General features: G+C 56.7%; 9 protein-coding genes. 5 read left to right on the top strand and 4 right to left on the bottom strand.

All coding sequences use genetic code 11. The features are described 5' to 3' along the window. The first annotated feature begins 17 nt into the window (after positions 1 to 17). The 4 genes from tsaD to guaB all read left to right on the top strand — a co-directional run bounded on the left by tsaD (position 18) and on the right by guaB (position 6,996). Positions 18 to 1,061 (top strand): tRNA (adenosine(37)-N6)-threonylcarbamoyltransferase complex transferase subunit TsaD, encoded by a 1,044-nt coding sequence (gene tsaD / locus BLT47_RS02610; protein WP_074661331.1) that lies wholly within the window; start codon positions 18 to 20, stop codon positions 1,059 to 1,061. A 266-nt stretch (positions 1,062 to 1,327) separates the two neighbouring features. Beyond that, complete coding sequence (gene groES / locus BLT47_RS02605; protein ID WP_049618659.1) at positions 1,328 to 1,624, top strand: co-chaperone GroES; 297 nt, start codon at positions 1,328 to 1,330, stop codon at positions 1,622 to 1,624. A 493-nt stretch (positions 1,625 to 2,117) separates the two neighbouring features. Further along, positions 2,118 to 4,994: a bifunctional metallophosphatase/5'-nucleotidase gene (locus BLT47_RS02600; protein WP_074661328.1), complete on the top strand. Its 2,877-nt coding sequence runs from the start codon at positions 2,118 to 2,120 to the stop codon at positions 4,992 to 4,994. A 496-nt stretch (positions 4,995 to 5,490) separates the two neighbouring features. Then, a complete protein-coding gene (gene guaB / locus BLT47_RS02595) occupies positions 5,491 to 6,996 on the top strand; it encodes an IMP dehydrogenase (RefSeq protein ID WP_074661324.1) in 1,506 nt (501 codons plus the stop codon). A 371-nt stretch (positions 6,997 to 7,367) separates the two neighbouring features. Here the strand turns inward: guaB and BLT47_RS02590 are convergent, their stop codons facing one another. Next, a complete protein-coding gene (locus BLT47_RS02590) occupies positions 7,368 to 8,051 on the bottom strand; it encodes an exonuclease domain-containing protein (protein WP_074661321.1) in 684 nt (227 codons plus the stop codon). Between the two features lie 149 nt (positions 8,052 to 8,200). Here BLT47_RS02590 and BLT47_RS02585 point away from each other — a divergent pair, with 149 nt between their 5' ends. Beyond that, complete coding sequence (locus BLT47_RS02585; protein WP_074661317.1) at positions 8,201 to 9,316, top strand: GuaB3 family IMP dehydrogenase-related protein; 1,116 nt, start codon at positions 8,201 to 8,203, stop codon at positions 9,314 to 9,316. A 195-nt stretch (positions 9,317 to 9,511) separates the two neighbouring features. On the opposite strand, the gene BLT47_RS02580 is transcribed toward BLT47_RS02585, so the two are convergent. The 3 genes from BLT47_RS02580 to ald form a co-directional block, all read right to left on the bottom strand. Further along, on the bottom strand, positions 9,512 to 9,940 hold the full coding sequence (locus BLT47_RS02580; RefSeq protein WP_049618891.1) for a GNAT family N-acetyltransferase: 429 nt from the start codon (positions 9,938 to 9,940) through the stop codon (positions 9,512 to 9,514). 66 nt (positions 9,941 to 10,006) lie between these two features. Next, positions 10,007 to 12,172 carry an NAD(+) synthase gene (locus tag BLT47_RS02575; RefSeq protein WP_074661313.1) on the bottom strand — a complete coding sequence of 722 codons (2,166 nt, stop codon included), beginning with the start codon at positions 12,170 to 12,172 and terminating at the stop codon, positions 10,007 to 10,009. 12 nt (positions 12,173 to 12,184) lie between these two features. Next, positions 12,185 to 13,312 carry an alanine dehydrogenase gene (ald, locus tag BLT47_RS02570; protein ID WP_074661308.1) on the bottom strand — a complete coding sequence of 376 codons (1,128 nt, stop codon included), beginning with the start codon at positions 13,310 to 13,312 and terminating at the stop codon, positions 12,185 to 12,187. Positions 13,313 to 13,456 lie beyond the last annotated feature (144 nt).

Here is a 13,456-nt window from a genome sequence, read left to right as displayed (position 1 = left end):
GGCGCTAGACTTTGCCCGTGAGTATTACGGTTCTCGGCATTGAAACATCCTGTGATGAAACCGGCGTCGCCATTGTAAAAGACGGTGAGCTACTGGCAGACGTAACGGCCACCTCCATGGACGAGTACGCACGCTACGGCGGGATTATCCCAGAAATTGCCTCGCGTGCACATCTACAACAAATGGTTCCCACCATTACTGCGGCCCTCGAAAAAGCGCAGACCGCGCTCGCAGATATAGACGCGATCGCGGTGACCGCCGGGCCCGGCCTGGTCGGATCTTTGACGGTAGGAGTTTCCGCGGCAAAAGCACTGGCCCTAGCACTTGGCATACCCCTCTACGGCGTGAACCATATTATTGGACATTTGGCGGTAGATGAGCTCGCAGAAGGCCCCTTCCCAGAAAAGTTCATTGGCCTAGTGGTATCGGGCGGCCATTCCTCGATTTTGAGGGTGGGCAATATTGCCACGGAGGTGGAAGAACTCGGCGGTACTTTGGACGACGCCGCGGGCGAAGCCTTCGATAAAGTGGGCCGCTTGCTCGGCACCCCGTACCCGGGTGGGGTTTACGTAGATAAACTCTCGCAAGCTGGTGACCGGGAGGCAATTCGTTTCCCGCGCGGCCTGGAAAGCGGGAAAAACCGCGAAAAGCACCCCTATGATTTCTCCTTCTCCGGGCTCAAGACGGCGGTAGCCCGCTACATTGAAGGATGTGAAGCACGCGGCGAAGAAGTCAATAAGCCCGATATTGCCGCCGGCTTTACGGAAGCCATCGTCGATACCCTGACGGAGAAAGCTTTGCGTGCCTGCCACGCCTACGATTGCGATACGCTCGTGATCGGCGGCGGTTTTTCGGCAAACTCGCGGCTGCGGGCGCTCGCGGCCGAACGCGGGGAAGCAGAAGGCATCACCGTGCGGATCCCGCCCCTACGTTACTGCACTGATAATGGGGCGATGATCGCGGCACTGGGCTATGAGCTGGTGAAAAACAACGTGCCTGAATCTGCACTGGATCTTTCGGTGGATACCAATATGGATCTGAGCACCATCGTCATGAATTAGCAGAAGCGGGTGAATTAGCAGAAGCGGGAATAGGGCGAGCGCATGCCCGGGCAGAGTGAGAAAACTCGGTGGTTTTGCTCAAGGGTGAATTATTTCGCTCTAACCTGGCACTCAACTTGACCGAGTGCTAGCTACAGCCTAACGTTAACTCCGGACGTAGTTCTGCTACGGCTTGTGCTTGGGTTTGGGCCCGGCCCCCGCGACGGCGGGTCCCGGCTCTGAGCGCTGACATAATTGCACGAGTCTAGAAGTAAAGGAGGAGACAATTGTCCGTCTCCATTAAGCCGCTTGAGGATCGCATTGTCATCAAGCAGGAAGAAGCTGAAACCACCACGGCCTCGGGTATCTATCTTCCGGATACCGCCACTGAGAAGCCAACCGAAGGTAAGGTACTGGCGGTAGGGCCGGGCCGCATCGATGACAATGGGAACCGGGTTCCGCTGGATATTAAGGAGGGCGACGTCGTCGTCTACTCCAAGTACGGCGGGACGGAAGTAACGTACGGAGAAGAAACGTACATTATTCTTTCCGCGCGTGATGTGCTGGCTATTGTCGAGCGCTAAAAATACTAGGGCATGGCACTCGTTAATGCGCACTACCGGATGGTAAGCATTGGCCTATATCTGGCAAAAAAACCGGTAGTGGGTAAACGGCAATGATAGCGGGTGTCGCCCAGATTCTGGTCACTGAATATCGATATACATATAAGCGGTAGTGCCGCTTGAATGTGAGATTGGTGTTCGTGCGGATCTATTGGTAGGGCCGGAGCTGGGAGGTTATCTCTTAGCTCCGGCCCTATGTTTTGTTTTTATTCGCGATAAACCCCTATTGCTTTTCGCGATAAACCCCTAACTATTTGGGCCCTTTAGTTAAGGGCCCTTTGGCTCCTATTGTTCGGGACCTTTCTCCCGGACCGCGGGGGAATGACCCCAAGTATTAGATCAAATGTTCCATGCTGTTCACCGAGGTTTACGAGGTGTTTACACGGTTCCAGGATGATGCTGGGTGACCCTGTGAAAACACGGAGTTGTATTCAGGTAACACGAAGGAATAAATATGTCTAAATCGATTTTTAGGCGAGGGTCCGCATATATCACGGCCCTCGCCGTCGTTATGGGTGGGGCCACGATCCCCGCGTATGGCGAGCAAAAAACCGTTGGTGTGCAGGGTGAAGGGCAAACTGTTTCCACGCAGGCTGATACGCAGCAAGCTGGCACCGAATCTGGAAATACCGGAACCGAACAGGGAACCGCAGAAAGTGGAACCGGCGATGCAGGTAGCGGGGAAAGCGGATCCGGCGATGCCGGTAGCGCGCAAACCAGTACTACCAAGATCGATATTGCGGTGATTTCAGACTTCCATGGGCACATTGAAACTGCCGCCCACCTGGCCGGGCAAATTAATAAGTTGCGCGAAGCAAACCCGGGTAATACGTTCTTCGTGGGCAACGGTGATTTGGTTGGCGGTTCCGCCTACGTTTCCTCCATTGCAAACGATCAGCCCACGCTGGATATCCTGAACGCGATGGGCCTCCAAGGTTCCTCTTCTGGAAACCACGAATTTGATCAGGGCTACAACGACTACCGGGACCGCATTAAGAAGGAAGCGAATTTCCCCTTCGTCCATGCCAATGTGGAAGGGGCTCGGCCGGGAGACTTCGCGCCCTACTTTATGCTCAAGACCGAGGATGGGATCCGGGTCGCTTTCGTAGGCACGGTGACGGCCGATATGCCGAACCTGGTTTCTGCCTCCGGAATTAGAGGGCTTACATTCACCGATCCGGTAGAAGCAACGAACCGTGTTGCTGCCCAGCTCAAGGATGGCGACGAATCTAATGGGGAAGCCGATATCGTGGTTGGCCTCATGCACGAAAACCATGAAGTAGCGCAAAAGGTGGGTGCGGATGTAGACGTGCAGGTTGCCGGCCACACCCATTTGCTCGCCGAAACCACAACCGAATCCGGTGCACCGGTTATTGAACCCGGTGAGTTCGGCCGGAACTTTGGGCACATTGTGCTCGAATGGGATAACGAAAAGAAAGAACTGAAGAGCGTTACCGCCGAAAATAAGACGGTGTACGACGTCGAAAAGAAGGCTTTCACCGAGCCAGACGTGATTGATCAAGATATCGAGGCGCTGTATCAGAAGGCTAAGGCGCAAGCGGAAGAATTGGGCGCCCAACCGGTGGGAACCATTAGCGGTATCGCTAATCGCGGTACGAACGATCGGAACACAAACGATACTGGCGCTAACCGCGGTACGGAATCTTCTGTGGGCAATTTGATCGCAGAAGGCTTCTACCAGTACTCGCTCGGCATGGAGAAGAAGGCCGATTTCGGGATTATTAATCCTGGCGGTTTGCGGGCCGATCTAGATCCGAATGGTGATGGCCAGATCACCTACCAGGAGTCCTACAGCGTCCAGCCCTTCGGCAATTCTTATGCGACGATCGATCTGACGGGCGCACAGGTTTACACCATGCTCGAACAGCAGTGGAAGGATGCGGAAGATGCAGCCCGGCCACTATTGCGCTTGGGACTTTCCTATAACACCACCTACCTGTACGACCACGAAGGTGAGCCGGGCAACCGGGTGAAGGCGGTTTACGTTGATGGCAAGCTCGTGCCACGCGATGAATCGCAGACGTACACGATCGCTTCGAACCAGTTCCTGCTGGATGGGGGCGATGGTTTCAGCGTCTTCACGGAAGGTAAGAACTACGCGGATACCGGCATCGTTGACAACGTGGCCTTCAACGAATTCTTGAAGGCCAACCCGGACTTCCAGGTTTCCTACCGTCAGTCTTCAATCGGTATTAACGGTGAAGATAAACTGCAGCCGGGCAAGGAAGCCACGATTAACTTGGCCTCGCTCTCCATGACTTCCTCCGAACCGGTAACCGAAAAGGTAGACCTGTACCTGAACAACACGAAGGTCGGTACCGCAGAAGTGGATAACACGGTGACCCCGCATATTGACGACACCGGGAAGGCCACGATCACCTTCACCGTTCCCGCGGACGCTCCCTTCGAATCCACTCTGCGTGTGGTTGCCGGGGATGCCGATCTGACGATTCCGGTAACGGTGGGCGAACAGACGGCTCAGACGGACACGAATACGGCGGGCACGGATACGGCGGGCACGGATCCGGCAGGCACGGATCCGGCAGGCACGGATCCGGCAGGCACCGAGAAGCCCGGTGCCGACAAACCGGCTAGCGAAAAGCCAGCTGGTGTGTGGGCGGTTGGTAATGATGCTCGTGGTGTGTTGTATGTGAATGCGTGGGGTCAGGGTAAGGCTGATCGTACGGTCAATTATGGTAACCCGAACGATGAAATCATCTTTGGTGACTGGGATGGTGACGGTATAGATACGCCGTTGGTGCGCCGGGGTAACGCGTTCTTGGGTACCAATGGCTTTGGCGGTGTTGCGCAGTTCGAGTTTGCCTACGGTAACGCTGGTGATGAGGTCCTGGTAGGGGACTGGAATGGTGATGGTAAGGACACGATTGCCGTAGTTCGCGGTAACCAGGTCTTTGTTCGTAATTCGCTAACTTCTGGTGTTGCTGACGCCGTTTACGGTTACGGCAACCCGACCGATACCCTTATTGCTGGGGATTGGAACGGGGACGGTAAGGATACCTTGGCCACTGTGCGTGGAAATATCTTCTACGTACAAAGCAAGCTGGAGGATACCAAGGCTGCGTTTGAGTTTGCTTATGGTACTGCTGGTGATCGCGTGATTGTTGGTGACTGGAACGGTACGGGCAAGGACGGGGTTGGCGTGGTACGCGGCAACCAGTTCTTCTTGAAGAACGAATTGGTTTCTGGCGTGGCTGATGAGGTCTTTGCTTATGGTAATGCGAAGGATGTTTCGGTGGTTGGCGATTGGGACGGGGACGGAATTGACACCCCGGCCGTAGACCGCCGCTAACACGAAGCTAACACCGCTAGCGCCTAACGCCGTAGCTAGCGCCGTTGCTAACATAAAGCCGGTTTTGAGCCGCTAACGCCGCTAGCTCGGAATCAAACCGCTGGCGCCTAACAAGTAATGCGTAACGCGCTAGTGCCAAAGCAAACTGCTAGCGCGGAATCAAACCGCTGGCAGTGCGCAAGTAAACCGTTAGCACCTAAATAAATACAGAACCCGGGAGGTGCGAGGCCAGCCAGGCCCCGCACCTCCCGCATTTTCTCCCGCGCACTAATTCCGCGATAAATGCGGGTTCCCACAAGAACACAAACCGCGGAATAGGTACCTGGAGCTGCGGTGCTGAGGGTGTGACCGTTGAGGTTGTGGCCATGGAATAATTTGCGTTACTGAAGTTAGGGAGGTGGTTGCCATAGGGGCAGCCACCTTTGCGGCATTAACTGGTGAGCAAATGCTCGCTTTATTCGGAGAATATGCAGGGTGCAGGGCGTAAAATGGAAAAATGGAGTTCGAGAATGACTTTGCACCGCTAGCACTTACTTATGATGATGTTCTGCTCGTTCCGCAACCTACGGATGTTATTCCCTCCGAGGTTGATACTTCCTCTCCGCTCACTCGCAAGATTACCCTGAAGACGCCGATGGTTTCGGCGGCTATGGATACGGTGACGGAACGGAATATGGCAGTAGCTATGGCTCGCCAAGGTGGAATCGGTATTATTCATCGCAACCTATCCGTAGAAGAACAAGCTCAACAAGTTCGGGAAGTGAAAAGGTCTGAATCGGGTATGGTCACCGATCCGGTTACCGTTGGCCCGGAAGCCACCTTGAAAGAACTTGATGATCTGTGCGGCCGCTACCGCATTTCTGGCCTGCCGGTAATTGACGGCGAAGGCACGCTCCTGGGCATTATTACTAATCGCGACCTCCGCTTTGTCAAGAAAAGCGACTACGAAAATATCCGCGTTTCGGAAGTAATGACGCGTATGCCGCTCATTACTGCCCCCACCGGGGTATCGCGGGAAGAAGCACAAGAACTTCTTTCCAGTAACAAGATTGAAAAACTACCGCTCGTAGATAAGGACGGAAAGCTTTCCGGCCTTATCACCGTTAAAGACTTCGTAAAAACCCAGCAGTATCCAAATGCTTCCAAGGACGCAAACGGAAGGCTACTGGTGGGCGCCGGCGTCGGCTATCTGGGTGACGCTTGGGAACGTGCCACCGCGCTTGCCGATGCGGGCGTAGACGTAATCGTTATCGACTCCGCAAACGGGGAAGCCAAGATTGCCCTCGATATGATCTCCAACCTGCGTAAGGATTCCGGGTTTGATGGGGTCCAGATTATTGGTGGAAACGTTGCCACCCGTTCCGGTGCACAGGCGCTTATCGACGCCGGCGCGGATGCCGTCAAGGTGGGGATCGGGCCCGGCTCGATTTGTACCACCCGCGTGGTTGCCGGGGTTGGCGTTCCGCAGCTCACCGCTGTACACGAGGCAGCAAAGGCGTGCGGACCTGCCGGTGTACCGCTGATCGCGGATGGGGGCCTGCACTATTCTGGCGATATTGCAAAGGCTATCGTGGCCGGGGCAGACACCGTAATGCTCGGCTCCCTGCTTGCTGGCTGTGAAGAAACTCCAGGTGAACTCGTGTTTGTTAGCGGTAAGCAATACAAGCATTTCCGCGGCATGGGTTCGCTCGGTGCCATGAGCTCGCGGGGTAAGAAATCCTATTCGAAGGACCGCTATTTCCAGTCAGACGTTACCAGTGATGACAAGATCATTCCGGAAGGTATCGAAGGCCAAGTACCGTATCGCGGTGCGCTTTCTTCCGTACTTTATGAACTGGTAGGCGGGCTCAACCAGTCCATGTTCTATTCGGGTGCGCGCACGATTCCGGAACTGAAGGAAAAGGGACGCTTCGTACGGATGACGGCGGCAGGCTTGCAAGAGTCCCACCCGCACGATGTACAAATGACCGTGGAAGCGCCCAACTACTCCGGCCGGAGCTAAACGCGAAAGCAACGCGAAACGCCTGCAAGAAAGCCAAACGGCGAAAGCAAGGCTAACGCAAAGCTACGCGGTAAAGCCGAATGGTAAGGCTGCAAAGCCGAACGGTAAGGCTGCGCGGCAGAGCTGCGCGGAAAGATTGGCGGCAAGGCTACGCGGCGCAGCCGAAAGCATATGTAGAAAAATATCGGCGTAGCAAAAGCGGGCTGCGGTACTTCCCACCAGATGGGGGGGGGCTACCGCAGCCCGCTAGTTTTATAAACACTATGCGCAGTGGCGGACTTACTTGCAGGGAACGAAAGTCTCCTCTTCGGCATGAGTCAATGGCCGCGAAAACTGCAAATTGCCAGTATTGGGATACCGGGCAGCACCCGCTACCGCGGTACTGGCCAACCTTCTTGCGGGCCCGAACCGCGGCCCCGAGATTGCAAGAAAGTTTGGAATTCGTTATTGGCGGCGATCTGCAAGTCCACCACCTCGCGCAGGTCCATCTTCGCCACCTGCGGGTACTTGCGGACTATTGCTGCCAGCACTCGCAAAGTTGCCCGCACGTCAGTTTCGGCGTCGTGGAAGGAATCGTTATTGCCAACGCCGTAATGCTCCACCAAGTCTATTAGTCTGCGCTTGCCCCGCCGGTAACGATCCAGAGCCCGATCTAAAAGATACGGGTCTACTACCGGGAAGATTTCGCCCCCGAGCCGCTCTGCGAGGGTTGGCAAGCCGTGCCGGCGCAACTCCGCCTCCAACAAGGTGAAATCATATGAAGCATTAAAAGCAACTGCGGCAAAACCCTGGCTTAAATGCGCCACGAGCGCATCCGAGATTTCTGCCAAAACTTTCGTGATTGGCTGGCCCTCCTGCTGGGCCCGCTCCGTAGTAATCCCGTGGATAGCGCTCGCCGCCGCCGGGATGGGCACTCCCGGATCGGCCAACCAGAAGCGAGACTGTGCGCCGTCGGACGTGACCCGTACGAGCGAGCACGTAACAAGGCGTTCTTTCGCCGGATTTACACCGGTTGTCTCAGTATCGAATCCGAGGATCGGGTTTTCGGTCCACATAGCAATTCCTTCCGCAGTTGACTGCTCCTACCTTAGCCGCCGCGAGGCGCGTGGGGAGGGAACGGAGGCGGTCATCTCTTGCGCGGCGACTGATTCGCCGCCGCGAGGCGCATGGGGATATCCGGGAAGTTCCAGCTAGGCTGGTAAGCGTGAGCGAAGTTGAAATTGGACGCGGGAAACGCGCACGAATTACGTACACGTTGGACGATATCGCGGTGGTACCACGGCGCCGCACCCGGGATGTGCGGGAGGTCTCAACCGCTTGGCAACTCGATGCCTACCACCTGGATATTCCGGTCATGGCCGCGCCAATGGATTCGGTAGGTTCCCCGGAAATGATTGTTGAGCTCGGGAAAATGGGCGGGGTGGGCGTCCTAGACCTGGAAGGCTTGTGGACCCGTTACGAAAATCCGAGCGAAGTTTACGCGGAAATAGCCCGTACCTCCGCCGAAAATTCGAATGCGGTATTGCAGCGGCTGTACGCGGCCGAACCAATCAAGAATGAACTAATTGGCCAGCGGCTCACCGAATTGCGTGATGCGGGCGTGGTGGTGGCCGGTGCCTGCTCGCCGGGCGCCGCAAAATCGCTGGTCGGCCCGGTGCAAGAAGCGGGCCTGGACCTTTTTGTAATCCGCGGGACCACCGTATCTGCCGAACATGTTTCTACCACGCGTGAACCGCTCAACTTGCGCACGTTTATTTACGACCTGGATATCCCGGTGATCGTCGGCGGCGCTGTTACCTACCAGGGCGCCTTGCATCTAATGCGTACCGGCGCGGCGGGAGTGCTTGCCGGTTACGGTGGGGGAGCTGCTTCGCAAACCTTGCGCACGGTGGGCATTGCCGCGCCCATGGCTACCACCATTGCCGAAATTGCGGCCGCGCGGCGCGATTATTTGGATGAATCGGGTGGCCGGTACGTGCACGTAATTGCCGATGGGTCCCTGGGCACTTCCGGCGACGTCGTAAAAGCAATTGCTTGCGGAGCTGACGGCCTCATGTTGGGAACCATGCTGGCGCGGGCCGCGGAAGCTCCCGGTGCTGGGTGGCATTGGGGGCCGGAAGCACGCCATCCGCGCCTGCCGCGCGGAGAACGCGTTTATGTAGGAACCGCTGGTTCCCTCGAAGAGGTACTTTTCGGCCCCACTTCTTCGGCGCAGGGGCACACGAATATTATGGGCGCGCTCCGCCACGCGATGTCTGCCACTGGTTACTCGGATATCAAAGAATTCCAGCGCGCAGACCTATCCGTCGTACACCGATAACACCCCGAAAGGACCGGTTTAGAGTTCTCAGGGCCTGACCTATCCGTCGTACACCGATAACGCCGCACTAACGAGAAACGGTGTTGGTTTGCATCTGCTCCGCTAAAAGCAACGCTAAAAGCAACGCTAAAAGAAAGCGGAACGTCAACCAACACCGTAACCGGTTAGAAAAACTAGGCCCTTGGCATGATCCCTTTAGGCCTCGTAACGGTACACGTTTGTTTCTCGGGGTTGGAAACCGACCCGACGGTACAGGCGGTTAGCGGCTTCACGGGAGGGCCGGGAAGTGAGGTCCACCGTCCGCGCCCCTACCTTTTGGGCTTGGGCCAAAGCAGCTTCCACGAGTTCCTTACCGGCCCCGTGGCCGCGGGCTGCGCTATCAACCACTACGTCTTCCACCCAGGCACGTTTCCCGGTAGGAATCGAGAAAGTCACCAAAGTGAGCAGACCTTGGATTGGTTCGCCTGGCGCCTGCCGGTAAACCAATTGGTACACGCCCGGTTGGTTTAGTACCTCCGCGGCGTGTTCTTGAGAAACACCGGGCAAAGAATGCGAAAGCTGCGGGATTAGCTCCTGATAGGCCGCAAATAGCTCCGGTGTGAGCTCCGAAAAAATCTCAATCATACTTATTGCCTCATTTTGTTTTTATTACAAATTCCAGTGCCGCTACTCTTGCCACTACCCTTGCCGCTATTCTTCGGGAACCTCGGCCAGGTCGGCCAGCCAAGCCTCGGAACTAATATCGGAAGGCATTCGCCATGCCCCAAGCGGGCCGAGCGAACCGCCCGGAAGGATTTCTGGACCGTTCGGGGAAGTGGACCGCTTGAACTGCTGGCTAAAGAACCTGCGCACAAAAATCCCCAACCAGTGTTTGATTTCCCCGATTGAATATTCGTGCCGCGCGCCCGTATAACCTTGCGGCCACCCGGCTTCCCGCGTGGCATCATGCCAGGCATGGTAGGCCAGGAAAGCAATTTTGGCCGGCTTGTACCCGCGCATTAACCAATACAGATGGAAGTCCTGCAATTCGTAGGGGCCGATCTGCTGTTGGGTAGACTGCATGGCGCCCTGTGCATCTGCCGGTACCAGTTCCGGCGAGATTTCGGTATCCAAAATTGCTTGCAGGGCCGCATTTGCTTCCTCGCCAAAACGGGAGGTTGCAATCACCCAGCGAATAAGCCCTTGCATGGAAGTCTTGGGGAGGCCGGCATTCACGTTGTAATGGCAAATATGGTCACCCACGCCAAAGGTCGCCCAGCCCAAGGAAGATTCGGAAAGGTCTCCGGTGCCGAGCACGATCCCGCCGCGCTGGCCGGCAATCCGGAACAAATAATCGGCCCGCAAACCAGCCTGCACGTTTTCGAAGGTTACATCGTAAACGGGTTCCCCATGCGCGTAGGGGTGGCCCAGATCGCTCAGAATCTGCATACCCGCAGGCTTAATATCGATTTCTTCGAGAGGTACGCCCAAGGCCTGGCACAGTGCATAAGCATTAGATTTCGTGCCCTGCGAGGTAGCAAACCCGGGCAAGGTGAAAGCCAAAATATTTTCCCGGGAAATTCCGGCCCGATCACACGCCGTAACTGCTACCAGCAGTGCCTGCGTGGAATCCAGACCGCCGGAAACTCCCAGCACAATCTTTGGTTGGCCGATCGCCCGCAAACGAGTTTGCAAAGCACTGGCTTGCAAGTTGAGTACTTCTTCCGGATCGATCGGGTGGCCATGATCTTCCTGGAAGGGGAAGCGCGGAAGGGGCCGGCGCAAATCTTGTACGCTTTCGCCCAGTTCTGCCATATCCGGTACCCCAAGCTGGAAGGGAATCTCCGGGTAGTCCGCGGCGAGCGCGGCCGGCATTCCCGGCGCTCCCACGCTTGCCGCATCCGTAAACCCGGGGGCGGAGCGCCGCGCCAAAGCAATACCGTCTAGATCAATATCTGCGTAGGTAATAATCGGTTCCGACGCCGTGGGGAAACCGGCTCCGCCCGCTTCGGCTCCAAAACCGGAGTTGGCCAGTAGGGAGCCATTTTCCACGATAAAAGCGGAGCTTGCCCAGGCCGCAGAAGTGCTCGATTCCCAAGCACCGGCATTCACGTAGAGAATCGCCCCGCGGGAGCGCGCGGAATCGACCAGGGCGGCCTGCTGGGGCTGCCGCCAACTTCCCGCTACTGCCGGGCTCGCATCCAGCCGTACCGTGAGCGCCGCCGGATCAGATTCTGCCGCGGTGCTGTTCGCGCCATTATTTCCCGCAAAATCAATGGTGAAAGAAAAACCGGGAAGATCCGTGGCCGAAAAATACAGGCCGGGAGAACAGGGAATACTGTCCTTGTCTAACTGATACACCAGCCGGGCAGATTCTGCTGCCGGCAAATCCTCCAGCCAGTCGGCGTCGTCGTACGGAATAGTGGGATACGGATACTCCAGGGACTGGCGCGCCAGGGAAGCGCCGGGCGCGAAATACCGGGAACCGTAAGAACCAGCCGAAAAAGCTTGTTGGGGAACGGCCCCCAAAACATAGCCGCGATGGATCACTACCGCGCAAGAATACAGCGCTTGGGAAGATCGCAAGGGCACACCTACCACCAACATGGGGGTGAGGTCCTGGGAAGCCAGGCGAATCTGTTCCAAAGCGCGGTAGCTTTGCTCCAGCAAAGCATCTTGGAAATAGAGATCTTCGAGGCTGGCGCCGCTTACTGCCAGAGCGGGGAAAGCGGCCAAAACGGCGCCTTGTGCGGAAGCTCGCTGGGCGGCAAGGATAATGCTGTTGGCATTGGCTAGGGGCTTACCGGGTGTAACCGCGGGAGAAACCGCGGCGATGCGGGCAAAGCCATGCGTGTAGAGCGAATAGAAATCCTTCATGGTAAAAGTCTCTCACTGCTCTTCTGGGAGGTCGTTAGTGAAGTCAGCCTCCTGTAGGCCCATCGTCCCGGCAACGGAGTCAAAAACGGCGCGATTAGTAATTTTACCGGCCGCAGTGTTAAGCCCTGGGCGGAAGCCGGGGTCTGCGGTCAGCGCTTCGCGCCATCCGTGATTTGCGATTTGCATGGCATAAGGCAAAGTGGTGTTCGTCAACGCTTCGGTAGCGGTTTGAGGTACCGCGCCGGGCATATTTGCCACGCAGTAGAAGATCTTCCCATCCACATCGAAAGTGGGATGTTGGTGCGTGGTGGGATGCGAACCTTCAAAACAGCCACCTTGGTCGATCGCAATATCCACCAGCACTGAACCTTCTCGCATTTTGCGGACCATGGCGCTGGTAACTAGCTTCGGGGCGGAAGCCCCCGGGATGAGCACGGAACCGATTACGAGGTCCGCATTGGCCACGGTTTCTTCAATGTTTTGCGCATTAGAAGCCAAAGTTTTGAAGGTGGAACCGTAAGTGGAACGCAAAGCGGCAAGCCGTTCTACCGAAATATCGAGCACGGTTACGTCTCCGCCCATGCCGGCGGCCATTACGGCGGCGCTTTCACCAGCCACACCGCCACCGACCACCGCTACTCGGGCGGGCCGCGTTCCGGCCACGCCGCCAATGAGCATGCCCGATCCGCCCTGGGCTTCCATCAGATGGTAAGAACCAATAATTGGGGAAAGGTTGCCGGCTACCCGGCTCATGGGGGCGAGCAAGGGGAGCTTGTTGCCTTCGCGCACGGTTTCATAAGCTACGGAAATTGTGCCGGCATCCAGCAGGGCCCGTACTAGTCGGGTATTGGAAGCCAGATGCAGGTAGGTGAAGAGTACGAGGTCGGGCCGCAGGTAGTGGTATTCCTCCGGTTCTGGTTCTTTGACTTTCAAAACGAGGTCTGCCGCCCAAGCTTGTCCGGCGGTCCCAATCTTTGCGCCTGCCGCAGCGTAAGCCTCGTCGGAAAAACCGGAAACGCGCCCGGCGTCGGACTGCACTACAACCTCGTGTCCAGCCTCGGTAAGTTCACGCGCACCGGCAGGCGTCAAGGCCACGCGGTACTCGTTATTCTTCAATTCAGTAGGGACTCCAATTCTCATGGTGCAAGTGTAGGTGGCAAAAGGGCGCGGTTCATCCCCTATTCGGCTACTGAGGCGGCACGTTGGGTAACTTGTGGCGCTCGGCGCAGTAAACTCGCGGTGCTTGGTGTGGGAAACTTGCGGTGCTTGGCGCAGTAAACCCGT

Origin of the sequence: Actinobaculum suis, assembly GCF_900102025.1 — a bacterium.
Classification (GTDB): domain Bacteria; phylum Actinomycetota; class Actinomycetes; order Actinomycetales; family Actinomycetaceae; genus Actinobaculum; species Actinobaculum suis.
The sequence above is the reverse complement of the archived record's forward strand: the minus strand, read 5'-3'. Positions and strand labels throughout refer to the sequence as shown.

Coding starts and splice junctions, on each gene's coding strand:
- BLT47_RS02600 (WP_074661328.1), top strand. CDS start 2,118: ATGTCTAAATCGATTTTTAGGCGAGGGTCCGCATATATCACGGCCCTC.
- guaB (WP_074661324.1), top strand. CDS start 5,491: ATGGAGTTCGAGAATGACTTTGCACCGCTAGCACTTACTTATGATGAT.
- BLT47_RS02590 (WP_074661321.1), bottom strand. CDS start 8,051: ATGTGGACCGAAAACCCGATCCTCGGATTCGATACTGAGACAACCGGT.
- BLT47_RS02580 (WP_049618891.1), bottom strand. CDS start 9,940: ATGATTGAGATTTTTTCGGAGCTCACACCGGAGCTATTTGCGGCCTAT.
- BLT47_RS02575 (WP_074661313.1), bottom strand. CDS start 12,172: ATGAAGGATTTCTATTCGCTCTACACGCATGGCTTTGCCCGCATCGCC.
- ald (WP_074661308.1), bottom strand. CDS start 13,312: ATGAGAATTGGAGTCCCTACTGAATTGAAGAATAACGAGTACCGCGTG.